General features: G+C 52.4%; 28 protein-coding genes. 22 read left to right on the top strand and 6 right to left on the bottom strand.

The window, feature by feature from the left end:
* Positions 1–37: 37 nt before the first annotated feature.
* From DWX59_RS04150 to DWX59_RS04130, 5 genes are all read left to right on the top strand, one after another.
* On the top strand, positions 38–958 hold the full coding sequence (locus DWX59_RS04150; protein WP_117556447.1) for a dihydrodipicolinate synthase family protein: 921 nt from the start codon (positions 38–40) through the stop codon (positions 956–958).
* 163 nt (positions 959–1,121) lie between these two features.
* Positions 1,122–2,624, top strand: coding sequence for a sodium:solute symporter family protein (locus DWX59_RS04145; RefSeq protein ID WP_117556445.1), 1,503 nt, complete (start codon positions 1,122–1,124; stop codon positions 2,622–2,624).
* 92 nt (positions 2,625–2,716) lie between these two features.
* Complete coding sequence (locus DWX59_RS04140) at positions 2,717–3,166, top strand: NanQ anomerase/TabA/YiaL family protein (RefSeq protein ID WP_117556443.1); 450 nt, start codon at positions 2,717–2,719, stop codon at positions 3,164–3,166.
* A 132-nt stretch (positions 3,167–3,298) separates the two neighbouring features.
* On the top strand, positions 3,299–4,183 hold the full coding sequence (locus DWX59_RS04135; protein ID WP_117557245.1) for an ROK family protein: 885 nt from the start codon (positions 3,299–3,301) through the stop codon (positions 4,181–4,183).
* Between the two features lie 4 nt (positions 4,184–4,187).
* Positions 4,188–5,015 carry a MurR/RpiR family transcriptional regulator gene (locus DWX59_RS04130; RefSeq protein ID WP_117556441.1) on the top strand — a complete coding sequence of 276 codons (828 nt, stop codon included), beginning with the start codon at positions 4,188–4,190 and terminating at the stop codon, positions 5,013–5,015.
* A gap of 141 nt (positions 5,016–5,156) precedes the next feature.
* Here the strand turns inward: DWX59_RS04130 and DWX59_RS04125 are convergent, their stop codons facing one another.
* Genes DWX59_RS04125 through DWX59_RS04110 form a run of 4 tightly spaced genes read right to left on the bottom strand, consistent with a single transcriptional unit; the run spans position 5,157 to position 8,132 of the window.
* Positions 5,157–6,002 carry a M28 family peptidase gene (locus DWX59_RS04125; protein ID WP_117556439.1) on the bottom strand — a complete coding sequence of 282 codons (846 nt, stop codon included), beginning with the start codon at positions 6,000–6,002 and terminating at the stop codon, positions 5,157–5,159.
* Between the two features lie 10 nt (positions 6,003–6,012).
* Positions 6,013–6,528 (bottom strand): NanQ anomerase/TabA/YiaL family protein, encoded by a 516-nt coding sequence (locus DWX59_RS04120; protein ID WP_117556437.1) that lies wholly within the window; start codon positions 6,526–6,528, stop codon positions 6,013–6,015.
* A gap of 50 nt (positions 6,529–6,578) precedes the next feature.
* A complete protein-coding gene (locus tag DWX59_RS04115) occupies positions 6,579–7,358 on the bottom strand; it encodes an SDR family NAD(P)-dependent oxidoreductase (RefSeq protein WP_117556435.1) in 780 nt (259 codons plus the stop codon).
* 39 nt (positions 7,359–7,397) lie between these two features.
* On the bottom strand, positions 7,398–8,132 hold the full coding sequence (locus DWX59_RS04110; RefSeq protein WP_117556433.1) for a GntR family transcriptional regulator: 735 nt from the start codon (positions 8,130–8,132) through the stop codon (positions 7,398–7,400).
* Positions 8,133–8,509: 377 nt separating this feature from the next.
* Here DWX59_RS04110 and DWX59_RS04105 point away from each other — a divergent pair, with 377 nt between their 5' ends.
* The 8 genes from DWX59_RS04105 (at position 8,510) to DWX59_RS04075 (ending at position 16,848) form a co-directional block, all read left to right on the top strand.
* A complete protein-coding gene (locus DWX59_RS04105; protein ID WP_235844911.1) occupies positions 8,510–9,307 on the top strand; it encodes a GntR family transcriptional regulator in 798 nt (265 codons plus the stop codon).
* A gap of 170 nt (positions 9,308–9,477) precedes the next feature.
* Positions 9,478–10,872 (top strand): citrate transporter, encoded by a 1,395-nt coding sequence (locus DWX59_RS04100; RefSeq protein WP_117556429.1) that lies wholly within the window; start codon positions 9,478–9,480, stop codon positions 10,870–10,872.
* Positions 10,873–11,037: 165 nt separating this feature from the next.
* Positions 11,038–13,176, top strand: coding sequence for a hydantoinase/oxoprolinase family protein (locus DWX59_RS04095; RefSeq protein WP_117556427.1), 2,139 nt, complete (start codon positions 11,038–11,040; stop codon positions 13,174–13,176).
* 6 nt (positions 13,177–13,182) lie between these two features.
* Positions 13,183–13,995, top strand: coding sequence for a hypothetical protein (locus DWX59_RS04090; RefSeq protein ID WP_117556425.1), 813 nt, complete (start codon positions 13,183–13,185; stop codon positions 13,993–13,995).
* Positions 13,985–14,170, top strand: coding sequence for a hypothetical protein (locus tag DWX59_RS28520; RefSeq protein WP_166460162.1), 186 nt, complete (start codon positions 13,985–13,987; stop codon positions 14,168–14,170). The genes DWX59_RS04090 and DWX59_RS28520 overlap by 11 nt, the downstream gene beginning before the upstream one ends.
* 36 nt (positions 14,171–14,206) lie before the next feature.
* On the top strand, positions 14,207–15,256 hold the full coding sequence (gene yiaK / locus DWX59_RS04085; RefSeq protein WP_117556423.1) for a 3-dehydro-L-gulonate 2-dehydrogenase: 1,050 nt from the start codon (positions 14,207–14,209) through the stop codon (positions 15,254–15,256).
* A gap of 64 nt (positions 15,257–15,320) precedes the next feature.
* Positions 15,321–15,773, top strand: coding sequence for a NanQ anomerase/TabA/YiaL family protein (locus DWX59_RS04080; protein ID WP_117556421.1), 453 nt, complete (start codon positions 15,321–15,323; stop codon positions 15,771–15,773).
* 55 nt (positions 15,774–15,828) lie between these two features.
* A complete protein-coding gene (locus DWX59_RS04075; RefSeq protein ID WP_117556420.1) occupies positions 15,829–16,848 on the top strand; it encodes a zinc-binding alcohol dehydrogenase family protein in 1,020 nt (339 codons plus the stop codon).
* A gap of 131 nt (positions 16,849–16,979) precedes the next feature.
* Here DWX59_RS04075 and DWX59_RS04070 read toward each other — a convergent pair whose 3' ends face one another.
* Positions 16,980–17,627 carry a GntR family transcriptional regulator gene (locus DWX59_RS04070; protein ID WP_117557243.1) on the bottom strand — a complete coding sequence of 216 codons (648 nt, stop codon included), beginning with the start codon at positions 17,625–17,627 and terminating at the stop codon, positions 16,980–16,982.
* A 224-nt stretch (positions 17,628–17,851) separates the two neighbouring features.
* Between DWX59_RS04070 and DWX59_RS04065 the strand changes: the two genes are divergently transcribed.
* The 7 genes from DWX59_RS04065 to DWX59_RS04035 all read left to right on the top strand — a co-directional run bounded on the left by DWX59_RS04065 (position 17,852) and on the right by DWX59_RS04035 (position 22,370).
* On the top strand, positions 17,852–18,541 hold the full coding sequence (locus DWX59_RS04065) for a cyclase family protein (RefSeq protein ID WP_117556418.1): 690 nt from the start codon (positions 17,852–17,854) through the stop codon (positions 18,539–18,541).
* A gap of 15 nt (positions 18,542–18,556) precedes the next feature.
* Entirely contained in the window at positions 18,557–19,471 is a 915-nt protein-coding gene (locus DWX59_RS04060; RefSeq protein ID WP_117556417.1) for a ketopantoate reductase family protein, read from the top strand.
* 179 nt (positions 19,472–19,650) lie between these two features.
* A complete protein-coding gene (locus tag DWX59_RS04055; RefSeq protein WP_117556416.1) occupies positions 19,651–19,869 on the top strand; it encodes a hypothetical protein in 219 nt (72 codons plus the stop codon).
* A gap of 42 nt (positions 19,870–19,911) precedes the next feature.
* The gene (locus tag DWX59_RS04050; protein WP_227116308.1) at positions 19,912–20,637 is read left to right on the top strand and encodes a LytR/AlgR family response regulator transcription factor; all 726 of its coding nucleotides are present in this window, start codon (positions 19,912–19,914) and stop codon (positions 20,635–20,637) included.
* 189 nt (positions 20,638–20,826) lie between these two features.
* Positions 20,827–21,249 (top strand): hypothetical protein, encoded by a 423-nt coding sequence (locus DWX59_RS04045; RefSeq protein ID WP_166460161.1) that lies wholly within the window; start codon positions 20,827–20,829, stop codon positions 21,247–21,249.
* A complete protein-coding gene (locus tag DWX59_RS04040; protein WP_117556413.1) occupies positions 21,188–21,631 on the top strand; it encodes an ATP-binding protein in 444 nt (147 codons plus the stop codon). The genes DWX59_RS04045 and DWX59_RS04040 overlap by 62 nt, the downstream gene beginning before the upstream one ends.
* A gap of 106 nt (positions 21,632–21,737) precedes the next feature.
* Positions 21,738–22,370: a hypothetical protein gene (locus DWX59_RS04035; RefSeq protein ID WP_117556411.1), complete on the top strand. Its 633-nt coding sequence runs from the start codon at positions 21,738–21,740 to the stop codon at positions 22,368–22,370.
* A 6-nt stretch (positions 22,371–22,376) separates the two neighbouring features.
* On the opposite strand, the gene DWX59_RS04030 is transcribed toward DWX59_RS04035, so the two are convergent.
* Complete coding sequence (locus DWX59_RS04030) at positions 22,377–23,417, bottom strand: YeiH family protein (RefSeq protein WP_117556409.1); 1,041 nt, start codon at positions 23,415–23,417, stop codon at positions 22,377–22,379.
* A 169-nt stretch (positions 23,418–23,586) separates the two neighbouring features.
* Between DWX59_RS04030 and DWX59_RS04025 the strand changes: the two genes are divergently transcribed.
* Together DWX59_RS04025 and DWX59_RS04020 are read left to right on the top strand one after the other, a co-directional pair.
* Positions 23,587–24,462, top strand: coding sequence for a LysR family transcriptional regulator (locus DWX59_RS04025; RefSeq protein WP_117556407.1), 876 nt, complete (start codon positions 23,587–23,589; stop codon positions 24,460–24,462).
* A 182-nt stretch (positions 24,463–24,644) separates the two neighbouring features.
* Positions 24,645–26,030, top strand: coding sequence for a [FeFe] hydrogenase, group A (locus DWX59_RS04020; protein WP_117556405.1), 1,386 nt, complete (start codon positions 24,645–24,647; stop codon positions 26,028–26,030).
* Positions 26,031–26,067 lie beyond the last annotated feature (37 nt).

Here is a 26,067-nt window from a genome sequence, read left to right as displayed (position 1 = left end):
AACAAAGCAACCCCCCAAAGGGAGAAGGAGAACAATCATGGCAAATTTAGAAAAGTACAAAGGTATCATTCCTGCATTTTACGCATGTTACGATGAGGAGGGCAATGTAAGCCCGGAGCGTGTAAGGGCGCTGACTGAATATCATATCAGGAAAGGCGTTAAGGGCGTGTATGTGGGCGGATCCTCCGGCGAGTGCATCTACCAGAGCGTGGAGGACCGCAAGATTACCCTGGAAAATGTCATGGCAGCTGCAAAAGGAAAGCTGACCGTCATCGCACATGTGGCCTGCAATAACACAAAGGACAGTGTGGAACTGGCAAAACATGCGGAGAGCCTGGGCGTGGATGCCATCGCAGCCATTCCTCCCATTTATTTCCACCTCCCGGAGCATGCCATTGCGGCTTACTGGAACGCCATGAGCGCAGCAGCCCCAAACACAGACTTCATCATCTATAACATCCCACAGCTGGCCGGCGTTGCGCTGACCCAGGGACTGTTTGCACAAATGCGCAGGAACCCAAGGGTCATCGGCGTAAAGAACTCTTCCATGCCGGTACAGGACATCCAGATGTTCAAGGCCGCGGCGGGAGACGGCTACATTATCTTTAACGGCCCGGACGAGCAGTTCATCAGCGGACGTGTCATTGGAGCGGAAGCCGGAATCGGCGGCACCTACGGCGTGATGCCTGAGCTGTTCTTAAAGATGGATGAGCTGGTAAACGCAGGAAAGCTGGAGGAAGCAAAGAAAGTCCAGTACGCTGCCAACGACATCATTTACAAAATGTGTTCCTGCCGCGGCAATATGTACGGCGTCATCAAGGAAATGCTCCGCATCAACGAGAACCTGGACCTTGGGGGCGTAAGGGAGCCGCTTCCCCAGCTGGAAGAGGCGGACCTGCCCATTGCACAGGAAGCGGCGCGCATGGTAAAAGAAGCAGTTGCAGGATTCTGCTGCTAAATGCCTGTTAGGAATATCCGCAGCAAAATCTGCAGTGGATATCCGCAATAGATATCCGCGAAAGGGAATCTGACAGAGGGAACTGATTTATCCGGCGCCTTCCGGGAGGGACGGAGGGCGCGCAGGAAGTCAATGGTATGTATGAAAGAAAGGGAGTTTGACAATGCAGGGATTCACAACAATTGATTTGATCATTCTTATTGTATATCTTGGGGCAGTATTATTTGCCGGTCTCTACTTCTCCAAAAAGGAGATGAAGGGAAAGGAGTTTTTCAAGGGAGATGGAACAATCCCATGGTGGGTTACATCGGTTTCCATCTTCGCCACCTTATTAAGCCCGATATCGTTCCTGTCCCTGGCAGGGAATTCATATGCGGGAACATGGATTATGTGGTTTGCACAGTTAGGTATGATTGTGGCAATCCCCATCACTATCAGGTTTTTCCTGCCCATCTACAGCAAGCTGGACATCGACACAGCTTACCACTACCTTGAAATCCGTTTCGGAAGCAAGGGCCTGCGCGTTCTCGGCGCTGTTATGTTTATCGTATACCAGGTAGGGCGTATGTCCATCATCATGTACCTGCCGTCCATGGTATTATCCAACCTTACAGGAATCAATGTAAATATACTGATTATCGCCATGGGTGTGATTGCAATCATTTACTCCTATACAGGCGGCCTCAAATCCGTGCTTTGGACTGATTTCATCCAGGGCAGCGTGCTTCTTGTGGGCGTTACCTTTGCCCTTCTCTATCTTGCACACGGGATTGACGGCGGTTTCGGGGCTATTTTCTCCACCATGGGACAGGGGAAGTTCCTGGCCGCGGACCAGCCCATTTTCAATCCAAATATATTAAAAGACAGCGTTTTCCTGCTGATTGTGGGAGCCGGTCTGAATACATGTTCTTCCTATGTATCCAGCCAGGATATTGTACAGCGTTTCACCACCACTACTGATATGAAGAAACTGAATAAGATGATGCTGACCAACGGCGCACTGTCCATCTTCATCGCAACCGTATTCTATTTAATCGGTACAGGACTGTATGTGTTCTATAGCCAGAATGCCCTTCCGCCGGCAGCGCAGCAGGACCAGATTTTCGCTTCCTACATTGCATACCAGCTTCCGGTAGGTATCACGGGCATCCTCCTTGCAGCCATTTACGCGGCTTCCCAGTCCACACTGTCCACAGGTCTTAACTCCGTGGCAACCAGCTGGACCCTGGATATCCAGGAGCGTCTCTCCAAGAAGGAAATGAGCTTCGCCCTCCAGACTAAGATTGCACAGTATGTATCCCTGGGCGTGGGCATCGTGGCCATCGGCGTTTCCATGGTACTGGCAAACGGTGAAATCAAATCCGCATACGAGTGGTTCAACGGATTCATGGGTCTGGTGCTGGGCGTGCTGGGCGGTACCTTTGCCCTTGGCACATTCACAAAGATAGCCAATGCAAAGGGCGCTTACGTGGCATTCTTTGTGGCAGCCATCACCATGGTATGCATTAAATACATGGCGCCGGCCGGTGCGGTATCCATCTGGTCCTATTCCATCATTTCCATTGCCATCTCGCTGGTGGTTGGAATCCCGGTCAGCATCATTACCAGGAAAATGGATGGGGATGACTCCAAACCCGTGGCTGACTCCACGATTTACCACAACTAATCAACCGGCTTAAGTCCAGGGGCGCGGGAACTGCACGGACAGCATGGTCCATCCTGCCATCCGCGCCTTTGGATGGAATGTGAGGGAAGCATATGATTTTTGGAAATATCAGGCAGGAGGCAGCCTACGGGTTCCTTCCTGAAGACCTAAAGGAATTCTTTGTATATGCGGCCAGCCATGAACTGGCCGGTTATGAAAAGGGAAGCCATCCCATTGACGGGGAACGTTTCTTTGTTAATATAGTTGAATATGAAACCACATTGCCGGAGAACCGGTTCTGGGAAGCCCACAGAAAGTATCTGGATGTCCATTTAATGCTTGACGGACAGGAACAGATTGATTTAAACTTTATAGAGAACATGGAGCAGAAGGAATTTGTGGAAAAGGATGATTTCCTTCCTCTTGAGGGGGAGGCCAACAGCCATGTGGTGCTGAGGCCCGGGGATTTCCTTATCTGCTATCCAAATGACGGACACCGCACAGCCGTGGCTGTGGACGGGCCGGAGAAAATCAGGAAAGCCATCTTTAAGGTGGGGATTTAAGAATCAGAAAAGGCAAACCACGGTCAGAGGACGGGTTTGCCTTTTGCGGCAGGCAGCGGTCAGACAGCAGGTCTGCCATTTTCGGCAGGCAGCAGTCATAAGGGGACCGGGGATGGAAGGAGAAGCGTCAGAATGAAACAGTATATATGTATCGATATCGGCGGCACCGAAATTAAATATGGCATCATGGATGAAACGGAACTGTTCCTGGCCAAGGACAAGACGCCCACCGAGGCATCAAAGGGCGGTCCATGCCTGTTGGAAAAGGCGGCCGGGATTGTCAGGGAATACTTAAAGGTCTGGAAAGCAGATGGAATCTGCGTTTCCACGGCCGGCATGGTGGATGTGGAGAAGGGGGAGATATTCTATGCAGCCCCCCTGATTCCGGATTATGCGGGCACGAAAATCAAGGCCAGGATGGAATCCGAGTTCGGCCTTCCGTGTGAAGTGGAAAATGATGTGAACTGTGCAGGCCTGGCAGAGGCCACATCCGGGGCAGCGGCAGGCAGCAGGTCGGCGCTGTGCCTGACCGTGGGAACCGGGATTGGGGGCTGCATCCTCATTGACGGAAAGGTATACCATGGATACAGCAACAGCGCCTGCGAGGTTGGGTATATGCATATGGATGGCAGCGACTTCCAGACCCTGGGCGCTGCCAGCATCCTGACAAAGCGGGTGGCCGCCGGGTTTGGGGAACCGGAACAGCAGTGGAACGGCCTGCGCATCTTTGAACTGGCAAAGCAGGGCAATGCTGTCTGCGTCCAGGCCATTGACGGCATGTGTGACGTGCTTGGAAAAGGGATTGCCAATATCTGTTATGTGATGAATCCACAGGTAGTTGTACTGGGAGGCGGGATCATGGCCCAGGAAGAATACCTGAGGCCCAGGATTGAGGCTGCCCTCACAAAATACCTGGTTTCCAGCATCCGTGAAAAGACCGCCCTGGCTTTTGCCAGACACGGCAATGACGCCGGAATGAGGGGCGCCTATTATCATTTCAAAGAGAGACAGGGATGAAGCCATGGAATATCTGAAATCAGTCATACCGGTGATTGAGTCCAACTATGACAATTTTACCACGGTGGAACGCAGCATTGCGGATTTCTTTATTTATAACAGGGAGGAAATGGACTTCTCAGCCAAGGCAGTGGCCGGGAAGCTGTTTGTGTCAGAGGCCTCCCTGTCCCGCTTTGCCAAGAAGTGCGGTTTTAAAGGTTACCGTGAGTTCATTTACCAGTACGGGGAAAACTTCGTGGTCAAGCAGGAGTCCATGACAGGCAATACAAGGACCGTCCTTAACACCTATCAGGAACTGCTCAATAAGACTTACAACCTGGTAGACGAAAAACAGGTGGAGCGCATCTGCCGTTCCATGTCAAAGGCTGCCCGCGTGTTTGTCTGCGGCATGGGAAGTTCAGGCCTGGCTGCCAGGGAGATGGAGCTCCGGTTCATGAGGATTGGCGTGGATATCACGTCCATGGATTATGGGGATATGATCCGTATGAGGGGCGTGTTCCTGAATGAGAGGAGCCTTGTGTTCGGCGTCAGTATCAGCGGGGATACGGAGGATGTGACCTTCCTGCTCCAGGAGGCCCATGAAAAAAAGGCAAGGACCGTGCTGCTTACAGCCAAGAACAAGCCGGAATTTGACTCGTTCTGTGATGAGGTCATGCTCCTTCCCTCCCTTATCCATCTGAACCACGGCAACGTCATCTCCCCCCAGTTCCCCATCCTTTTGATGACCGATATCTTCTACTCCTGTTATGTGTCCCAGGATAAGTATTCCAAGGAAATCCTTCATGACAGTACGCTGCGGGCATTGGGGAAGGCAGGGAGGCCCTTGGTGTAAGCGGGAAGATACAAAAAATAGAGCCGGTAACCTAGTACCCCATCCAGTACGGTGTCTGACTGGATGGGGCTCTATGACAATCAATGTCCGTGGTTATCAGCTCTTTTTTTGTTTGGGAGGATTTTATCTTATCTTCCGTGCTTACAGTAATCCGAACAGCTTTTTCCGGCCGGCCGGAGGCGCTGCCACGGCCTCGCTAAGATATCCATATATCTGGCTCATGGCCTCGGATTCCACGTAATCCGGATGGTCCCGGTAGCCGCCGTGCATGGTGGTGGATACTTCCATCTGTCCCATCATCATGTCAAATTCCGGGGGACGGCCTAGGAAGCCGTCTCCGTAGGTGGCCATGGCCTTCAGGTACTGGATGTCCCAGCGGGGGATGGCGCAGAGGCTGAGGGCCGGGATGCGGCTGCCAGCAAAGGATGCCTCGTCACTTTTCGGCAGGTATTTTAATACCTGGGCATTGTACCTGTCCAAAAGGAGCTTTTGGCAGAAAGGGCGGAAGACCGGTTTGTTTTCATTGCCCTTGCCGCAGATGGCAATGGTATCGCCGAACCCGCATACGTCCAGGTTCACGACCCCGGTAAGGTCCTGCCTGCGATGGTCCTGGCTGTCCAGACAGGACACATAAAGCCTGCTTCCGGAACAGCCGGTTTCCTCGCCGTCAAAAAAGGCGAAGCGCGCAGGGTGTCCCTTTTCCTTCAGGTCCTTTGCAAGGTCAATGAGGATGCAGAGGGCGGCGGCGTTATCGTTGGCGCCAAAGCTTCCTGGGACAGCGTCATAGTGGGCGCAGAACAGGAGGCTGGGCGCGTCCTGCCAGGGATCCAGGATATAATTCACCGTGCCGCGGGGGTTCTTGAAGTTTGGCCCGTCCTCCTGAAGGCAGTATGACAGGCCTTCTGCGTCCAGGACATCTGCCAGCGCCTGGCGGCGCAGGTCCGGATCTTTTTGGGCCAGGGTTTCCAGATGGCGTTTCATCTCCATAATCAGGTCCTCAGTCCTTCCCTGTGCCGAGACAGGCGTCCATGGGCACCTTGATTACAATCTTGCGGATGGCTGCCGGCACATCCCCGGTCTGGATGGCAGGAATGTGCACATCCCATGGAAAATACACCGCATAGGTGCCGGGAACCATCTCGATGGTGCCCTCGGGCGCGTCCTGGTTATCTTTATAGAACAGGATATCCCTTGGGGTGTCTAAAAGGTCCTCGTCCACCACGCTGGTTTTGTCGTCATTATAGTATCCGGCCCGCTCAGGCCCTCCGGCGGCCAGGAACTGGACATCGATGTTTCTGCGGTGGATTTCGGGACGCAGGGTCTGGCGGGGGGACGTGGTCAGGTCCAGGACCTGGAGGACCATGGGAACGCCTCCAAGTTCAATCTCAAACCTGCCCGGCTCATGGGCTGCCAGGTCTGTTTCCTTTAGAAAACAGAGGGCGCTCTTAAGGGGAGCGGGAAGGATTGCTGTCTGCTGGTCAAAGAATTCATTGTTAACATTTCCAAATATCATAGGGTGCCTCCTGACTTATTAATGGTTATGGGAACCGGGCATGTCCATGGTCACTGCATGGATGTAAGCCCGCCGTCCACGGCCAGTACCTGGCCGTTTATAAAATCAGCCGCATCGCTGCACAGGTAGATGGCGGCGGCCGCAATATCCTTTTCCTGTCCGATGCGGCCAAGGGGGATACGGTCTGTCAGCTTCTTATAGAATGCAGGGTCGTCTAACTGGAAGGAATTGATGGGGGTGCGGACAAAGGTGGGGGCAATTGCATTGCAGGTAATCCTGTATTTGCCCCATTCGCAGGCCAGCTGCTTGGTGTACATGTTCACCGCACCTTTGCTGGCACAGTATGCAATGTAGTTTTCCGTTGTACCGATAAAGCTCTTTACCGAGGACAGGTTCAGGATCCTGCCATAGTTCCTGGGAATCATGAAGCGTTTGCCCACTGCCTTTGTTACCAGGTGGAGGCCTTTGACATTCAGGCCCATGACCTGGTCAAATGCTTCCTCGCCATAATCCTCGGCAGGCAGCAGGCGGTTCATTCCCGCGCTGTTCACAAGTATGTCCAGTGTGCCGAACTGCTCCTCAATTTCATCCAGCATCCGGTCAATATCAGCCTGTTTTTGGATGTCACAGCGCAGGGAAAGGAACTTCCTGCCGGCCTGGGCCGCATAATCCGCCAGACCGGCTGCTTTTTCCGGATGGCCTCCGCACACAGCCACATCAGCGCCCTGCTGTAAAAAGCCCAGGGCAATAGCGCTGCCCAGCCCTCCGGTCCCGCCTGTGATCAGGGCGGTCTTGTTGTCCAGGGAAAACAGGTTCTGGTAATTCTCCATAGATATATCCTCCTTATTCGTTTCAATCCAATCCTTTTATCAGGATGCGGCGTCCGTGCTGCCGCAGATGAAATATTCCGGGTTGTGCTGCTTTAACGGCGGGACAAGTAAAAGCATCCTTGACATGTGGTGGCTGTAAATCAGGCAGGCCTGGTCATTGTTGCGGTCAGCCAGGGCATCGGTCAGGTTGGTCAGCTCACACAGGAACCCCTCCACCATGGCAGAACTGCTGGTGGCCAGGTATAAAAGCCTTTGCAGGTCCATGTCCACCTTCTGCAGGGATTCCCATACAAGGTCCATGTCCCCGGCCAGGATGTAGAGCTGGTGGTAATAATCCGTCAGCAGCTTGGGCGCCTGGTTTAAATTGCCCTGGTACAGGTAGTCATCCAGCTGGCGGAGGTGGTAGTACAGCACCTCCAGGTCGCTTTTCTTCACATTCTTGATAAAGATGGTGTGGAGCATGGACGTGCCCAGCCGGGTGTGGAGCCATATGGCATGTTCAATCCGCTCTGAGTCAATCCTGGACACAAAGGCCCCCCTCTGCGGGATTACATCCACCAGCTTTTCCCGGGAGAGCCTGGTAAATGTATCGTGTACCGGGGTGCGGCTTACATTTAAAGAAGAAGCCAGGTCTGCCTCGTTCATCTTCTGCCCCGGCGGAAGGAACAGTTCTAATATACAATTCTTTATTACGCGGTACGCGTACTGGCGCGCGTCTTCCGTGGGGCGCCTTGCAATCATTCGGTTATTGGCATCAAAGGGTAGTAGTGACATGGCAATCACCTTTCTTGTTTTCTGTAAAATATCCGGTCAAAATGCTGCAGTAAATCAAATTATAGCATAGAAGGTCCTGTCTGATAAGTATGTATTTGCCCTTTCTTCCTTAATAAAAGCGGAAGATTTAAATGTAAAAAAATTCCAGTTGTAAACTTGTATGCAATTTGTGGCTTTGTAATTTCTACTATTATCTTATCATTATTTGTGAAAAAAGCAACTGGTAAACAAAATTTTAACAATAAACATGTGGAAAATGATAAAAAAACAGTTGCGTTCATTGGATAAATATGATATCTTGTATATGTCTTGAAATTGATACAATCAATGGAGAGGCGGAAAAGAGCAACTGATATGCAATTTTAGCCAGAACTGGTATGCAAAAGAAAAAACAACTTGTATGCAATCTTGGCAGACACCCGGCGGGGAGAAGTCAGGGCAGACAGAAAGGGGATGGGGAGATGCCCGAGGTCATTGATAAGGTAGCGAAAATTGATTCCAGGAATGACATTTATTCCTTTTTACGCAATCAGATATTGAGCCTGGTCATCGAACCAGGGGAGATGCTCAGCGAGAATTCCCTTTCCTCCCAGATGAGCGTAAGCCGCGCACTGGTAAGGGACGCCCTGGCCCGTCTGACAGAAGAGGGTTATATCGTGGTCTATCCCCAACGGGGGACCGTGGTCACCATGATTGACCCTGAGAGAATCAAACAGTCCGTACATACGCATATCGTGCTGGAGCAGGCCGTGATTGAGGAGGTCTGCAGGCAGGGGCTGACGCCGGAGCAGAAGGCCCTGCTGGAAGAAAGCCTGGAAAAGCAGAAAGAGGTAAAGGGCGACAGTGATGTGCTGGAACTGCTGGCAGCGGACCGGCACATGCGGTATCTCCTGTCCACCTTCTGCGGCAAGGAACATATCTGGGATTATTTCAGGACGCTGGACTGTGACATGATGCGGGTCAATTACCTTCAGTACAGCACCTTTAATTTCAAGGTGTACATGTCAAGCCTTACACGCTGGGAGCACACACAGGTGGAAACGCGCCTGCTGTTAGACAATATCATGCGCGGTGATGCTGAGGCGGCGTCGCTTATCTGCTCCAACCATTTTAACGCGGTTCTCTGGAACACGGATACGCTCCAGGGGATTTACCCACAGTTCTTTTCCAGATAGGCCCGGCGGGAATCCGGTTCCATAATCTGGATGGAAATATATTTAATTACATGATGAAGGGGGATGGATTTAGGATATTCTGATAGTTTGAGAGAGGGGAGCCTGATAACAGGTTTCCGGAACAGTTCCACAAGTGTAGGATTATAAAAAAAGATATGAGGAGGAATACCATGGAATACATAATTGGTATAATTTTGTTACTTTCTTTCTTCGGCCTGGCATATTACTGTATTAAAGGCCACAACCTGATGATCGGATTCCTGATTATCACCGTAATCTGGACCGTTCTGCCTTTGTTTGGAACCTTGTTTGCCAGCCCGGCATTCATCGAATCCAACCCCGTACTTCAGTTCGGCGCGGGCACGGATACAAAGCTGGTTTCCATTCTGAACAAGATTTTCCAGAGCGCTCCTGAAGGCTGGGGCACCACCCTGGTTAATGTGTGCTGGGGCGCGTGGTTCGGACGTGTACTGATGGACACAGGCATTGCGTCCACCCTGATCCGCAAGACAGTTGAGCTTGGCGGAGACAAGCCAATGGTTACCATCGCACTGTTAAACATCGTTACGGCACTGATCTTCACAGCCATGACCGGCGCAGGCCCTGTTATCGCTATCGGCGTTATCGTACTTCCTATCTTAATGTCCCTTGGCGTACCAAAGGCAATTGCAATGTTCTCCTTCATGGGCTCTGTTGCAGCAGGTATCTACCTGAACCCTGTTAACTTTGCACAGTACCGCGCATTCTACATCACTCCAGATGAGATGCCGGACTTCACACTGGGATGGTATGCAGCTCACTGGGGTTATGCGGCGCTGATCATCATGCTGGTGGCAACAACCGTACTGGCTGCAATCTATCTTAAGAGGTCAAAGACAGTACATTCCTGGGCAGCCCAGAGCCGCAATTCCTCTCCTGACCAGAAGAATGCGCCAATGTATACATTAATCCTCCCAATCGTTCCGGTTGTACTGAAAATTTGGCTGGATTTCTCCGTTATCGGCGGATTCATCATTGCAGGTTTCCTGGCCCTGTTCCTTTGCGGCAGGATGAAAGGGACCTTTAAAGAGAACTGTCAGTTAGTGAATAAGCTGTACTATGACGGCGTGGTCGATACTGCCCCGTTGGTAGGCTTCCTTCTTACCCTGCCCATGTTCAACCAGGTTGCAACCTATGCATCTCCTTATTTCAAGGCGATTTTAGGAAATGTAATGCCTAAGAGTGAACTGGCTGTGTGTGTGATTTTTGCCGTACTGCTTTTCATGGGCCTGTTCCGCGGACCTATGACACTGGTTGGCTGCGGTGCTGCTACACTGGGTGTGCTTTCTAATGTTGCATCCTTCTCAGTGCCGTTCTTATACGCTGTATTTGCAATCCCGACCATAACCGTTAATATTGGAAGCTGTATCACCCAGTCATGGGTTGCATGGGGTCTTGCTTATACCAAGGTAGAATCCAGAGACTTCCTGAAACTGTCAATCCCGAATGCTTATCTGACAGGTGTAATCCAGTATGTGGCTGCATTTATCCTGTTAGGCGGACTTGGAGCTGCTTGGTTCATCTAATTAACAGCAGTGGATCTCTCTTAAAATATAAAGGTTTATTCTATATAAGCGGGCGCGTGACATGCGCGCCCGCCATCCCCTGACAAATGTTTCGTTAGATTATGAATGGAAATCCCCGATAAAAGAATCGCGGGCATGTATTGTAGAGTGAAAGGAATGAAAATTATGGCAGAGCGTATTAGCAGGGCTGTTCGTATGGGTATTGACGTAGGCGGGACTTACACCAAGTGCGTGGCAATGGATAATGAAACCCATGAAATAATAGGTAAAAATCAGGTTAAGACTACACATGATGACAAGAGTGGCGTTGCTGCCGGTGTTGTGAAGAGTTTTCAGAATTGTATGCGCGAGAATAACATTGCTCCTGAGGATGTTGTGTTCGTTGCCCACTCTACCACCCAGGCTACCAACGCTTTTATTGAAGGCGATGTGGCCAGTGTTGGTGTAGTCGGTGTTGCAGGCGGCGGCCTGGAGGGATTCCTTGCAAAGCGCCAGCTTGCCCTTAAAGATATTGTCCTGGATGAAAAGGTAGGCAGGATGATTAAGGTATACAACACCTTCATCAAGAAGAAAATGCTGACCGAAGATGTAATCAACCAGAATATTGATGAATTACTGAACCAGGGCTCACAGGTAATCGTTGCCTCCATGGCCTTTGGTGTAGACAGTATGGATGAGGAAATGATGATCCATAACTGTGCGGAGAAGAAAAATGTGCCAGTTACCATGGCTTCTGATATTACAAAGCTGTACGGCCTTACCCGCCGTACTCGTACCGCTGCAATCAATGCTTCCATCCTGCCAAAGATGATGATGACTGCCAATGCAACCGAGTCATCCGTACGCGCGGCAGGTGTTACCGTTCCCCTGATGATCATGAGAGGCGACGGCGGCGTTATGGAAATCAGCGAGATGCGTAAGCGTCCAATCCTGACAGCACTTTCAGGACCGGCTGCTTCGGTCATGGGTTCCCTTATGTACCTGCGTGCTTCCAACGCCATCTATTTTGAGGTGGGCGGTACCACCACCAACATCGGCGTTATCAAGAATGGCCGTCCGGGCGTTGACTATGCCCAGATCGGCGGACATGACACCTATATCAGTTCCCTGGATGTGCGTATCCTGGGCTGCGCAGGCGGATCCATGGTGCGTATCAACGACAAGGCGGTTGTGGACGTAGGACCGCGTTCCGCCCATATCGCAGGATGTGAGTATGCGTGCTTTACTCCTGAGGAGGAGATTGAGGACCCGCAGATTGAGATGGTAAGCCCCAAGCCAGGCGACCCGGCCGACTATGTTACCATCCGCTTAAAGAACGGGAAGCGCATCTGCTTTACCAACACATGCGCGGCCAATGTACTGGGACTGATTGAAGAGCAGTACTTTGCACACGGCAATGCGGGCGCGGCCCGCAAGGCCATGCAGCCGGTGGCTGATAAGTTAGGCATCACGGTGGAGGAACTGGCGACCCAGATCCTGGATAAGGACTTTGAAAAGGTTAACGCAACCATCAACGCCCTGGCAGATAAGTATCAGCTTGACCATGACAGCATGAAGCTGGTGGGCTGCGGCGGCGGTGCTGCTTCCCTTGTGCCGTACTGCGCAGGAAAGATGGGGCTTCAGTACAGCATTCCCGAGAATGCAGAGGTCATCTCATCCATCGGCGTTGCCCTTTCCATGGTGCGCGACGTGGTAGAGCGTGTAATCCCCAACCCATCCCAGGACGATATCAGGGAGCTTAAGAAAGAAGCAGCCGACATGGCTGTAAGTTCAGGCGCATCACCTGACACGGTTGAGGTCCATATTGAGATTGACAACCAGACCGGTAAGGTAACTGCCATTGCAACCGGCTCCACTGAGGTTAAGACCACGGACCTGTTAAAGGAATGCGACGAGGCAGAAGCATGCGAACTGGCAACCCAGGATTTCGGCCCGAAGGTCAGCCAGATCAAGCTTTCCGAGAAGACCGACAAGTTCTATGTATACGAGGGCGCGCGCGGCGACAAGACGCCTCTGCGTATCGTTGATAAAAAGGGCTTTATCAAGGTCCAGTGCTCCAACGGCCAGGTAACCAAGTGTAAGGTCAGCGAGTACAAGGAAGTGGTTGAGCAGATGTGGAAGGACGGCGCTGTGTTCAAGACGGATACGGTTCTCAGGCCCGACTTCTTCGTATGCGTAGGCCCGCGCGTGGGCGATTACAGCGCGGTTGATTTAGAGCAGATCTTCCTTTTGATGGACCTGGATCTGGGAGACAGGGAACCGGATGAGGATATCATTATTGTGGCATCAGTGACGGAGATTTAACCTACTATGAATAAGGAAGAGTTTCAGAAAGCTTTAAAGCCCATAACAGACGGGCTGTTTGGAAAACAGGGGACGAGGCGCTATGAGCGTCCCCATTTTCCATTGCGTCCACTGGACCGGATGCTTTGGGACCTGGCTTCCATTGACGCGGTGGAATGGTTCCGGTATGTGTTCTCACGGGAACCCCTGAACGGCAAATTCAACGACGGACAGCGCAGGGACTGGATGGAACACGCCATGGCCTGCGGCAGGGAATATGCGGTAAAGGTCATGGAGGAATATAAAAGCACTGACCCCGAGGTCATTGCCAAGGCCATGGGTATGAAGGTATCCTACCCCACTTACCCGGAAAAGACGGACCGTGTGCTTTTTGCCGAATACCGGGTGCCGGATACCATCTGCATCTACATGGATGCTGTGAAAAAGGCAAAAAAGTACCTGGAAAGACCGGAAATCAGGGATGTGCTTACGGACAGCCTGAATATAAGCAAGCTTTTGCTGGCCCATGAACTCTTCCATTATGTGGAAGAAAAATACAAGCATGAGATATACACCAAGACCGAAAAAGTCAGGCTCTGGTCCCTTGGGCCCCTGCACAATGATTCCACCATCATTGCCTTAAGCGAGATCGCGGCCATGGCATTTGCAAGGGAGATAACGGGCATCCCCTATGCCCCCTATGTCATGGATGTGTTCCTGGTCTATGGTTATTCCCCGGAAGAAGCCAGCGGGCTTTATGAGGAAATGATGGAGTTTGCAGGGCGTAAGGCGTGTCCGTCCGTGGAGGAACTGGAGGCAGGCGGGCCGGATGGCGGCTGAGGCCAGGCGGATGGCGGCTGAGGCGGGCCGGATGGCGGCTGAGGCGGGCCGGATGGCGGCTGAGGCGGGCCGGATGGCGGCTGAGGCAAGCCGGATGTTGGCTGCCGGCCAGGCGGATGCTTGGGCCGGAGGTCTGATACGGATTGATATGAACCGAATTGTATGTAATGTGTAAAAAGAGCAATTAATGTGCGGAAAAAGGAGAAGGACTATGAGTTTACGTATCCCCTATGATACAATTAAGGAAACTGTTAAGAAGGCATTTTTAAATGTGGGGTTAAGCGAAGAGCAGGCAGAGGTCTGTGCAACCATCCACACCCAGTCCAGCGCGGACGGTGTTGAGAGCCACGGACTTAACCGTATCCCTCGTTTTGTGGAATATGTGCAGAAAGGCTGGATTAACCTGGATGGCAAGCCGGAGCTGGTGGGAGCCAGGGGCGCGGTGGAGAATTACGACGGCCACCTTGGAATCGGGATTACCAACGCCCTGTTCTGTGCGGACCGTGCCATGGAACTGGCCAAGGAACACGGCATCGGCTGCGTGGCCCTTAAGAACACGACCCATTGGATGAGGGGCGGCACCTATGCATGGCGTATGGCAGAAGCTGGATTCATGGGAATCAGCTGGATTAACACTGAGAGCTGCATGCCTCTTTGGGGAAGCGATGAGCCGGGCGTTGGCAACAACCCGTTCTGCATTGCCATCCCAAGAGAGGACGGACCCATTGTGCTTGACATGGCCATGAGCCAGTATGCATACGGCAAGCTGGGCGTTTACCGTCTGGCCGGCAAGGAACTTCCGTTCCCGGGCGGATTTGACAAGGACGGCAACCTGACCAGCGACCCGGGCGCCATTGAGGAAAGCAAGCGCATCCTCCCCACCGGATACTGGAAAGGAAGCGGCATGGCCATTGCCCTTGACCTGGCAGCAGCCCTGCTGGCAAACGGCAGCTGCGGAACTGATATGGATGAGGCCGGCCAGGGCAGCTGTACTGGCTGCTGCCAGATCTTCATTGCATTTGACCCATATATGTTTGGCTCCAAGGAGGAAATCCAGGGCATGCTTAACAGACGTGTCAAGGCGGCAGACGCAAGCCATCCGGAGCGCGAGGGCAGCCATGTGACCTGTCCGGGCGAGCGCACGGTTTCCACACGCGCCAGGAGTATGGCTGACGGTGTGAATGTGGATGAGCTGGTATGGGAACAGGTCCAGGCCATTGCGGCAGGCAACCTGGAGACAGAAGACATCGCAAGCAGATAAGATACATATACCAATATAACACAGTGCGGACAGCGCTGAGGTTTTTCATAGGGAGGTAATGACCATGTTTTTTTCAAATGTAAGTATTGCAGAGAAGTACAATTACCTGGAAGAGAAATTCACCTGTGCCTACAAGTGGCTGGCTGAGACCGACATCCAGTCCCTTGCCGTGGGCAGCTATCCCATCATGGGGGACACCGTGGTTGCCAATGTCCAGGAATATACCACCTTCCCTGCAAGCCAGGGTTCCTTTGAGACACATGAGAAATATTTTGATATCCAGTACATGGTTTCAGGCAGGGAGCAGTTCGGCGTGTGCAAGCGCGACGGCCTGGTGGAAAAAGAGCGCAACGAGGCCGGCGACTTAATCTTTTATGAGGAGCCGGAGTTTTCAGGAAGCGTATTCCTGGAGGAGGGCGACCTGATTGTGGTTGCGCCTGAGGATGCCCATAAGCCAAGATGCCAGGCAGGCGGGCCATGTGCGGTTAAGAAGGTAGTTGTGAAAGTAGCCCTGTAATAGCGGAGCGCGGGTCCCTGTGGATGACAATGCCCGCGGCAAGGAGGAAACAGCAATGAAAGCAATTAAACTGCAGGAGCCGAGACAGGTGGACTGCGTGGAACTTGAAAAGCCGGTGCCGGGTCCCGGACAGGCCCTGATAAGGATTAAGACAGCAGGCATATGCGGCAGTGACATCGGCGCCTTCAGAGGCACCAATAAGCTGGTGTCTTATCCAAGAATCATCGGCCATGAGCTGGCCGGCATCCTTGAGGAGGTTCCGGCTGATAACCCAAAAGGATTAAAGCCGGGGGATAAGGTGATTGTAGATCCTTATCTTTACTGTGGAAAATGTTACCCATGCAGTATCGGGCGCACCAACTGCTGTACGGACCTGAAGGTTCTGGGCGTGCACATTGACGGCGGCATGGCGGAGTATTTCTGCCATCCGGCAGACATGCTTGTGAAAATGCCGGAGGATATGGACTGGACGGATGCAGCCATGGCTGAGCCCCTGACCATTTCCCTCCATGGCATCCACAGAGGCGGATTAAAGGCAGGGGAGTACTGTGCCATCATCGGCGCTGGCCCGATTGGTCTGCTGGCCGGCATGATTGCCCAGGCCTACGGCGCCCATGCCATCCTGCTGGATCTGGTGCAGGAACGTTTGGATTTTGCAAAGGAATTGGGGATTGAGTATGTCATCAATTCCAGCAGCGAGGACCCGGAAGGGCGCGTCCGTGAGATTACCGGAGGCGTGATGGCGCAGCAGGTAATGGAATGCAGCGGCGCCAATGCTGCTGTCCGTCTAAGTCTTGACCTGGTAAGCCATGCTGGCAGGGTTACCCTTACCGGGTGGCCGCCAAAGGAGACGTCAATCCCAACCGACCTGATCACACGCAAGGAAATCGACATCCGCGGCGCGCGCACCAGTGCCGGGGAATTTGAGGAGGCAATCCAGCTCATTTACACAAAAAAGGTAGATGTGGCCAGGATCCTCACAAAGACCATCGGACTTGGGGAAGCGCCCGGGACAATCAGGGATATTGAGAAAAATCCCGGCAATTATATGAAGGTAGTTGTAAAAATGGATTAATCGTCCTTTGGCAACTGTAAAATGCATCCTGCACCGGCAAAGAGCACTGGTGTAAGATGCATTTTTGTTTTTGGGGATGGATGAGTGTTCGGATTTAGTTGGGGCGGTTCCGGCACCGCAGGCCCATCCTATCAAAGCAGGTCCATGTTAAGGGGCATCAGCAGATGTGCGATGAGGATCCGGTAAGCCTTGTCGCCGTCCTCGTCCTTCAGGCTTCTGTAAAGCTCCTCGTGTTCATCATAGGTGGCCTGGGCGCGGCCGTCAATGGCCAGGGCGTTGGCAGTGGTCAGGTGGATCATGTACATCAGCCGCTGGAACAGGTGGCTGAATTCGTCATTATCCGCATAGTGGACCAGCAGAAGATGGAACCGGTGGTCCTCCTCAATAAAGGAATTGCGTGTATTGGGGGAATCCAGGGCTTTTTTCTGCCGGGCCAAAGAGCGCTCCATGTCCTTTAAAAGTTTCTGGCAGCGTTTCTCCGATGGCTGGGACGCAATCAGATGGACACAGAACCCTTCTATGGCGCAGCGTATCTGTATGGATTCCCGCATGGATTCCCTGCTCAGCTGGCGTATCATGAAGCCGCGGCTGGGAATGATAGTGATATAGCCGTCCTGGGACAGGCACTGGAGCGCTTCCCTCATGGGGGTGCGCGAGATGCCCAGCTCCTTTGATATCCTTGTTTCGGAATAGAGCGTGCCCGGTGTCAGGATATTGGAGAGGATCTGCTCCTTCAGTGTATTGTAAGCCTGGGACTGCAGTGAATTTTTGACAACCATCATAAAAAACTCCTTACTCTTGTTCCTGGGCTTCCTAATAACATGCCCATGGGTATGGATTCTGTAAACAGGTATCTGAAACAACAAAATGACATATGGAATATTGGGATAATCATACCCCAGATATTCTTTAAAGTCAATGAAAAAGTGCTTGACCGGTATACCGGTATACTGGTATAATGAACCCAACGACAACGAATCGCAATAACAGGAGGTATTAAGCAATGAGCGTATACGAATTAGGCAATGGTTTGAGACTGGTTGATTTAACAAAGGTCCTGGATCCTGCAACAGAGTCCAGAAGATGTCATCTGATCCGCTACAACACAGGCGGCCCGATTCCGGATTTCCACACAGCGCTGGATCTGACCACACATCTGGGAACCCACTGCGAGTGTCCTTACCATCATTTTGAGGATGGGAAATCGGTTGGTGACCTTCCACTGACCACATTCATGGGACGTGCAATCTATGTGAACATTGATTTCCTGGAGCCCAATGCACATATCGGCGCAGCCGATCTGGACCGTGCATGCGGGGACCGCATCAAGGAAGGGGATATTGTGATTCTGGACAGCAACTGGAAGTTCCCTCCATTCACACCAGCTACCAACAGCCCGGATGACAAGCGTCTGTTCATCAATGCCGAGAGCGCATGGTGGTTCCGCAACCACAAAGTGAAATGTGTGGGCTTTGGCGACGGCGTTTCCATTGAGAACTGTAACGAGGATGTTAAGCCGTTCCATGATATCCTGATGGAAGTTGACATTGTATTCCTGGAAGTATTAAAGAACCTGGAGGAGCTTTCTACCGATACCTTCTTCATGTCCTATACCCCATTACCGCTCATCGGTGCTGACTCCATGCCGGTCCGCGCATATGCAATCGAGGGCCTGCCAGGATTTACTGCATAATAGAAGGTGAAAAATATGAGAATAGCTGTAATCGGCGCCGGAGCCATGGGTTCCATCTATGGCGGACATCTGTCACAGAACAATGAAGTATATCTTGTAGATACGGCTGCTCAGGTGGTGGAGCATGTCCGGAAAGAAGGCATTAAGATACAGGAGAACGGTGAGGATGTGATATATCATCCCCAGGCCGTCACATCCACAGAAGGTCTTGAACCTGTGGATCTGGTCATCCTGTTCGTGAAGTCCCTGTTCTCACGTGCAGCCCTTTCCGGCAATAAGGGCCTGATTGGACCGGACACCTATGTGATGACCCTTCAGAATGGTTCCGGCCATGAAGACATCCTGGGTGAATTTGTTGGCCAGGACCACATTGTGATTGGGACCACTGAGGATAATGGCGCGGTTCTTGGCCTGGGCCATATCAGACGCGGCGGTGAGGGAAACACCAATGTGGGCATGCTGGTTGAGGATAAGGACGGTTTCCTGCCAAAATTAAAGGAAGCCTTTGACTGCTGCGGATTCAATGTGAAAATCCATGCCAATATCCAGCAGTTAATCTGGAATAAGCTGTTTACCAATGTTTCCTTAAGCGCAGTGACAGGCATCCTTCAGGTGGACATGGGCTACATCGCGTCCAATGAACATGCCTGGGCAATGACGCGCAGGCTGATAAAAGAGGCGGTTGCGGTTGCCCACGCCATGGGGCTTGAAGCTGACGAGGAAGCCATTGCGGCTAAGGTAAGGAAGACATCCGAGATGTCACCCAATGGCTGTACCTCCATCCGTGCCGACCTAAGGGACGGCAGGAAGAGCGAGGTGGATACCATCAGCGGTTCGGTTGTCCGTGCCGCGGCAAAGGTAGGCGTACCGGTGCCATGCCACGAGTTTGTGGTGAATATGGTCCATGCTTTGGAAGGGAAGAATGCCTGACAGGAGAAGAATGCCTGACGGGGATGAGTGCCTGACGGAGAAGGATGCCTGGCAGGGATGATTGCCTGACGGAGAAGAATGCCTGACGGAGAAGGATGTCTGGCAGGGATGATTGTCTGACGGGAAAGGATGCCTGACGGGGAAGAATGCCTGACAGAGAAGGGGCCTGACGGGAAAGGATGCCTGACGGAAAAGAATGCCTGACAGGGAATGACGCCCTGATGGGAAGCGTTGTCCTGACAGATAAGGGGGGCTGCATATCGCAGCCCTCTTTTTGCGCGTCAGCAGATGGGCGCGTGTCCATGACAAAGAGGTGTTCGGGGCGGGGAGCGGCTGCATTTCATTACAGGATCCTGTCATTTTGCGCTGCCAGCATTGTGTTTGTTCCGGAAATTTAGTATCCTGATAAGATGAGTACGTAAGGTAACAGGGGGATGAAAATGATAAAAATCGCTGTCTGTGATGACGAACCATTTATGCGCGCAGAAATGGCTTCACGGATTTCAGGATATATGGAGGAGAACAAAATCCCCTGCCAGCTTCACTGCTTTGGGGGCGGAGGGGAGATCCTTGGCAGTGACATGGCATTTGACATACTGTTCCTGGACATTCAGATGGAGGGCATGGACGGCATGGAAGCGGCACGGCTGATGCGGGCGCGGGGCTACGGCGGGATGCTTATTTTCATCACGGTGTTAAAGGAGGAAGTGTTTGAGGCTTTTGAGGTACGGGCCTTTGATTATCTTGTAAAGCCACTGGAGGACAGCCGGTTTAAACGTACCATGGGGCGTACCCTTGCGGCCCTTGTGCAGGAACCGGGGAACTGTCTGGTGGTCAAAAAGGGGAATCTGTGTCAGGCAATCCCTTTTACACAGATCATTTACTGTGAGGTCCTTGGCCGGAAGGTTTATATCCACCAGAAGGATGGGATGGTTATGGATTACTATGATAAACTGGAGGATTTGGAAAAACGTCTGGACAGCCGGTTTTTCCGGTGCCACAGAAGCTACCTCGTGAACCTGGATTATGTGTGCGGATACAGCGGAGGACTTGCGGCCCTGTGGGGCGGCAGCCAGGTTCCTGTATCCAGGCTGCGCGGACGTGAGCTTAAGCAGGCGCTTCTGATGCATATGAAAGGGAGGCGGTGTCAGGATGGATTGGTTTAGCTTATGGTTTAACGGCGTGAACATAGCTGTCCAAGGGCTCCTTCAGGTGTCTTTTTCCGGCAGGATTACAGGGAAAAGACCGCAGGCGCGCCACGTTGCGCTGTATCCCCCAAATGGTTCCCTATGCAGGATAAGGGCCTGGATCCGTATATATGGATGCTGCTTTGGCCCGGGGTATTCCTTTTTGCTGTGGAGCTTTACATATTCAGCAGCCATTACGGGAATACAACGACCATGCCTTTTCCGAAGGAAATAGGGAAGCAGTTTTCCCTTCTGGTTTTGCAGATGCTTGGCCTGGCCGCCCTGGTATGCACCCTGTGCGCCTATAAACGCGTCTGTGACGGCTTCCGTCTCCGGTCATCCCTGGCGTCCCTGGAGCAGGAGACAAACGCACAGAGGACCTATGTGGAACAGGCCAGGATGCGCTATGGCCAGACCAGGGCTTTCCGCCATGACATAAAGAACCACCTGGCCGTATTGGATGGGCTCCTGAGAAGCGGTCAGGCGGAACGGGCGCGGGAGTTACCTGCAGAAGCTGGAGGCAGTGTCCATGGGCCTTTCATTTCCAATCCAGACAGGCAATCCTGTGATGGATGTCCTGCTGGGGGATAAGCTGGAACTTGCCAGGGCATGCGGGGCAGAGGTGGATTCCTCCCTTGTACTGCCGCGGCCCTGCGGGGTCAGCGACCTGGACTGGTGCGTGATTTTTGCCAATGCGCTGGATAACGCCATCCAGGCCTGCGCCGGGATGGAGGGGACCACGTCAATCCGTATGGCAGGAGAACAGCAGGGCAGCTTTTATTTGCTTGAATTTGAGAATACCTGTCTTCCCAAAGCCAGTCCGGCCATGGGTACAGGGCTTTCAAACATAAAAACCGTGGCGGAAAAATACGGCGGGGCCATGACCTTTGAAACGTCCGGCGCCCTGTTCCGGCTTCATGTGCTGCTGGACATTTCAGTACGGCCGGATGGCATTTCAGGACAAATGCCTTGAAATGCAGGAATGGGAGGACTACAATCCAGGGTGAAATACAGCGAAGGTCCCGGCGCCGGAGGGCGCTGGTGATGAAGGCTTTGTCAGGGACAGGAGGAATAAACGCATGGGTATGACAACAGACATGGGAATCAGGCCAGGCATGCATACATTTTCCATGACCGCCGGATCAGGGGACATAGGGACAGGCCGGGCCAGGCAGATGGAAGCGGTGGAAAAGGCAAAGGGGAAAAATGAAGGGGGTGGCCAGGAAAACAGGATTCCGCCTGTCCGCAGGGATGTATACGTCCATGGGGATGCGCCTGCCAGGACAGACATCTATTGCCCTGCTGCTGATGGGAACGGGGAGCCGGGAATCCGGTTTGATGACCCGGGCAGGCAGGATGCAGGCAGGAATGTCCTGGCGGAAGGGAGAACGGAGGAAAGGCGTGCTTCCGGCTCCCCTGAGGGGGCGGAGGAAAAGCATGCATCTGGTCCTCCTGAGGGAGCGGAGGAAAAGCGTGCTTCCGCTTCCCCTGAGAAGTCAGAAAAAACAGAAGAATGCACAACCAACACAGATAAGGTGGACAGGGAAATCAGGGAGCTGAGGAAAAAGAAAAAAGAACTGGAACAGAAGCTCGCCCGGTCCGACGGCCCGGAGGAGAAAAAAAGGCTGGAGACGCAGCTGCAGCAGACTGAGCGCGAACTCCAGATGAAGGATAATGATTCTTACCGGCGCAGCCATGCGCAGTATTCATGAACATATTTACCAGATTCCCAATACGCTCTGGAGCAACAGGCTCACGGCTGTGATGCCTGCCCAGCAGCAGGCGCCCATGAAGATCGGCTTCCCGCCGGTCTTTATGAGTTTTACCAGGTTGGTGTTGAGGCCGATGGCAGCCATGGCCAGTACAATGAAGAATTTGCTCAGTTCCTTGATGGGCTGGAAAAAGGACATGGGCACACCGGCCTTAAGGGCGATGGTGGTGAGGATGGAAGCAGCCATGAAGTAAAGGATGAAGAATGGGAATATATCCTTGAAACTTACGGACTGTCCCTGGGCCCTGTCGTATTTTTCTTCGTTCCTGGTCCTGATGAAGGCCAGGAACAGGGTGATGGGGATGATGGCCAGGGTCCTGGTAAGCTTTACGGTAACTGCTTTGTCCAGGGTGGCGGAGCCAAGGTTCCACATGCCGTCCCAGGTAGATGCGGCAGCTGTTACGGATGAGGTATCGTTGATGGCAGTGCCTGCGAATACGCCGAAGGCATTGCCGGACAGGGTGTCGAATCCCAGCATTTTCCCAAAGGACGGGAACAGGATTGCCGCCAGCACATTAAAGAAGAAGATAACGGAAATTGCCTGTGCAACCTCCTCATCGTCAGCGTCAATGACCGGGGCAGTGGCCGCAATGGCGGAACCCCCGCAGATGGAGGAGCCCACGCCCACCAGGGTGGATATCTTAGATGGTATATTCATGGCTTTATGTAAGACATATGCAATGATCAGGGAGGTTGTAATGGTGGAGATTATGATTGGCAGGGACTGTTTGCCCGTTTCCAGGACAACGCTCAGATTCATCCCAAAGCCAAGAAGTATGACGGCCCATTGAAGTATTTTCTTTGATGTAAATTTGATTCCCGGTTCCAGATGTTCCTTGTGCCGGATGAATCCTGTGAGGACCATGCCCGCAAGGATTGCAATCACGGCGCCTCCCACAATGGGGAATATTTTCCCTAAAAACCAGGACGGCAGTGCGATGGCCAGGCACAGGACCAGTCCCTTCCATTTTTGTTTCAAACCTATCATTCCTTTTTCCTCCTAAAAATATCAGTATAGATTGGTGTAACCTGGAATACATGGTAACTTATGGAAAGCATAAAGTAAAATTATATATATTTATATTTTGATAAAGTTATGTTATGATAGGGTATAAGCTTTTGTTTGGGAATATAGATGGATAAAGGGGATTTGGATCATGCTGGATTTCAGGGTTCACACATTTCTTGCCGTGTGCAGGCATATGAACTATACCAAGGCTGCTGAAGAGCTGCACATTACCCAGCCGGCTGTTTCGCAGCATATACGGTATCTGGAAACGCTTTACGGAGTCAGGCTGTTTGTCAGTGAGGGGAAGAAGGTGCATCTTTCGCCAGCAGGTGAAAGACTGCTCCAGGCAGCCACCACGCTGAAGAATGATGAGGCCTATTTAAAGGAACTTCTTTCCTGTGTGCCGGAACAGGCGCCTACCTTGCGGTTTGGGACAACAAGGACCATTGGTGAATCGGTCATATCCACGCCCCTGGCTTCCTACATACACCGGCATCCGGACGCGGATATCCGGGTATCCATCGGCAATACGGACGAGCTTCTCCATAAGCTTTCAAATGGGGATATCCAGTTTGCCATGGTGGAAGGGTATTATGATGAGCGTATCTATGATTCACTGGTATACCGGACCGAGCCGTTCATCCCGGTGTGCGCTTCCTGTCACCGGTTTAAGCGGGAACCGGAACAGCTTAAGGATCTTTTGGGGGAGCATCTCCTGATTCGGGAGCCTGGGTCAGGGACAAGGGATATACTGGAAAAGAACCTGGAGATAAAGAATATCCGTCTGACGGATTTTTCCCATATGACTGAAATCGGCAGCATGCATGTAATCCTTCAGCTGCTGGAAAAGGACGCGGGCGTCACCTTCCTTTACAGGACCGCGGTGGAGGAGGGGATTGAGGACGGCAGGATCCGGGAACTGCATCTGAGGGATTTCCAGATGGAGCATGATTTTGCTTTTATATGGAACAAAGGCAGCATATACGGGGATGTTTACAGGGAAATCTGCAGGGAGCTGCAATAGGATTGGAGTGTCCTGGCTTGGCAATTGTTTTTATTGCCCGGCCAGGACACTTTTTTTTGGGGAGCAGATGTAAAAAGACGGCAAAAGTGGTTGACAAATACAATAATAGTAATTATTATTAATATTAGGATTATATGGAATTACCACCAATAATACAACAGAGAAAGTGTGAGGTAAAAGCTATGAGTAAACATTTATCGCCGGAAGTAAGGGTACCCATTGACAAGGAGAATGTTTCCATATTCAGGGAGGAATCCAGATGCATCAAGTGCGGGCAATGCCGCGACATGTGCCGGGATTACATCGGCGTCCTGGGGACATATGACCTGTTAAGGACAGGGGACAGGGCCATCTGCATCAACTGCGGGCAGTGCGCCAATGTCTGTCCGGTGGAGAGCATCCGGGAACAGCCTGAATACGGCATGGTGGCTGCTGAGATCATGGACCCGGAAAAGGTGGTGGTTGTATCTACCTCACCTTCTGTGCGCGCTGCGCTGGGAGAAGAATTCGGCATGGAGGACGGCAGCTTTGTCCAGGGCAGGATGGTGGCGCTGCTGCGTGCGCTGGGCGCGGATTATGTGCTGGATACCAACTTTGCGGCGGACCTGACCATCATGGAAGAGGCCAGTGAGCTGATTGGACGTATTACAGAGGGAAACAGGCCGCTGCCCCAGTTTACCAGCTGCTGCCCTGCATGGGTGAAGTTTGCGGAAATCTATTATCCGGAAATGCTCCCCCATATCTCTTCGGCCAAGAGCCCGATCGGTATGCAGGGACCTACCATTAAAACTTATTTTGCACAGAAAATGGGTATTGACCCGAAGCGGATCGTGAACGTGGCAGTTACCCCGTGTACGGCCAAGAAGTATGAAATCCGCAGGCAGGAGATGAATGCGGCCGGACAGTATCTTGGTATTGAGGACATGCGGGATATGGACTATGTAATCACCACCAGGGAACTGGCCCAGTGGGCCAGGATGAAGGGCATTGATTTTGCGGCCCTGGAGGATTCTGATTATGACAGGCTCATGGGCCAGGGCTCCGGCGCCGGCGTCATTTTCGGCAATACGGGCGGGGTGATGGAGGCGGCCCTGCGCACGGCCTATGAGTATATGACCGGGGATAAGGCGCCTGCAGTGCTTTACCGGTTAGAGCCTGTACGGGGGATGGAAGCAGTAAAGGAGGCCAGCCTGCAGGTGGGCGATAGGACGGTAAATGTTGCAGTGGTATATGGAACCGCCAGCCTGCGCCGGTTCCTGGAGCGCATGAAGGATGGGGAAAAGCAGTATCATTTTGTGGAGGTCATGACCTGTCCGGGCGGATGCATCGGCGGAGGCGGACAGCCCAAGGATAAGAAGTTTGAAGGGGATGCACTGCGGCAGAAGCGGATTGACAGCCTCTATAAGAGGGACGGCGCCATGAAGGTACGCCTGAGCCATGAAAACCAGGAGATTAAGGCGCTGTACAGTGAATTCTATGGAAAACCCTTAAGTGAACTGGCTGAGAAGATGCTGCATACCAGCTACACGGATAAGAGGGGACAGCTGGATGGGGAAGGGATAGACTGATTCCGCGGCACCAGGAAAGGATACTGTCTTGTCAGCT

Source organism: Enterocloster aldenensis (genome assembly GCF_003434055.1).
In the GTDB taxonomy this organism is placed as follows: domain Bacteria; phylum Bacillota; class Clostridia; order Lachnospirales; family Lachnospiraceae; genus Enterocloster; species Enterocloster aldenensis.
This window is presented reverse-complemented; position numbering and strand designations above follow the sequence as displayed.

Coding starts and splice junctions, on each gene's coding strand:
- DWX59_RS04050 (WP_227116308.1), top strand. CDS start 19,912: ATGATAAAAATCGCTGTCTGTGATGACGAACCATTTATGCGCGCAGAA.
- DWX59_RS04095 (WP_117556427.1), top strand. CDS start 11,038: ATGGCAGAGCGTATTAGCAGGGCTGTTCGTATGGGTATTGACGTAGGC.
- DWX59_RS04145 (WP_117556445.1), top strand. CDS start 1,122: ATGCAGGGATTCACAACAATTGATTTGATCATTCTTATTGTATATCTT.
- DWX59_RS04080 (WP_117556421.1), top strand. CDS start 15,321: ATGTTTTTTTCAAATGTAAGTATTGCAGAGAAGTACAATTACCTGGAA.
- DWX59_RS04065 (WP_117556418.1), top strand. CDS start 17,852: ATGAGCGTATACGAATTAGGCAATGGTTTGAGACTGGTTGATTTAACA.
- DWX59_RS04090 (WP_117556425.1), top strand. CDS start 13,183: ATGAATAAGGAAGAGTTTCAGAAAGCTTTAAAGCCCATAACAGACGGG.
- DWX59_RS04130 (WP_117556441.1), top strand. CDS start 4,188: ATGGAATATCTGAAATCAGTCATACCGGTGATTGAGTCCAACTATGAC.
- DWX59_RS04110 (WP_117556433.1), bottom strand. CDS start 8,132: ATGTCACTACTACCCTTTGATGCCAATAACCGAATGATTGCAAGGCGC.
- DWX59_RS04060 (WP_117556417.1), top strand. CDS start 18,557: ATGAGAATAGCTGTAATCGGCGCCGGAGCCATGGGTTCCATCTATGGC.
- DWX59_RS04020 (WP_117556405.1), top strand. CDS start 24,645: ATGAGTAAACATTTATCGCCGGAAGTAAGGGTACCCATTGACAAGGAG.
- DWX59_RS04070 (WP_117557243.1), bottom strand. CDS start 17,627: ATGGTTGTCAAAAATTCACTGCAGTCCCAGGCTTACAATACACTGAAG.
- DWX59_RS04030 (WP_117556409.1), bottom strand. CDS start 23,417: ATGATAGGTTTGAAACAAAAATGGAAGGGACTGGTCCTGTGCCTGGCC.
- DWX59_RS04125 (WP_117556439.1), bottom strand. CDS start 6,002: ATGGAGATGAAACGCCATCTGGAAACCCTGGCCCAAAAAGATCCGGAC.
- DWX59_RS04055 (WP_117556416.1), top strand. CDS start 19,651: ATGCCTGACGGAAAAGAATGCCTGACAGGGAATGACGCCCTGATGGGA.
- DWX59_RS04135 (WP_117557245.1), top strand. CDS start 3,299: ATGAAACAGTATATATGTATCGATATCGGCGGCACCGAAATTAAATAT.
- DWX59_RS04040 (WP_117556413.1), top strand. CDS start 21,188: ATGGGCCTTTCATTTCCAATCCAGACAGGCAATCCTGTGATGGATGTC.
- DWX59_RS04140 (WP_117556443.1), top strand. CDS start 2,717: ATGATTTTTGGAAATATCAGGCAGGAGGCAGCCTACGGGTTCCTTCCT.
- DWX59_RS04075 (WP_117556420.1), top strand. CDS start 15,829: ATGAAAGCAATTAAACTGCAGGAGCCGAGACAGGTGGACTGCGTGGAA.
- DWX59_RS04100 (WP_117556429.1), top strand. CDS start 9,478: ATGGAATACATAATTGGTATAATTTTGTTACTTTCTTTCTTCGGCCTG.
- DWX59_RS28520 (WP_166460162.1), top strand. CDS start 13,985: ATGGCGGCTGAGGCCAGGCGGATGGCGGCTGAGGCGGGCCGGATGGCG.
- DWX59_RS04105 (WP_235844911.1), top strand. CDS start 8,510: ATGCAAAAGAAAAAACAACTTGTATGCAATCTTGGCAGACACCCGGCG.
- yiaK (WP_117556423.1), top strand. CDS start 14,207: ATGAGTTTACGTATCCCCTATGATACAATTAAGGAAACTGTTAAGAAG.
- DWX59_RS04150 (WP_117556447.1), top strand. CDS start 38: ATGGCAAATTTAGAAAAGTACAAAGGTATCATTCCTGCATTTTACGCA.
- DWX59_RS04115 (WP_117556435.1), bottom strand. CDS start 7,358: ATGGAGAATTACCAGAACCTGTTTTCCCTGGACAACAAGACCGCCCTG.
- DWX59_RS04025 (WP_117556407.1), top strand. CDS start 23,587: ATGCTGGATTTCAGGGTTCACACATTTCTTGCCGTGTGCAGGCATATG.
- DWX59_RS04120 (WP_117556437.1), bottom strand. CDS start 6,528: ATGATATTTGGAAATGTTAACAATGAATTCTTTGACCAGCAGACAGCA.
- DWX59_RS04035 (WP_117556411.1), top strand. CDS start 21,738: ATGGGTATGACAACAGACATGGGAATCAGGCCAGGCATGCATACATTT.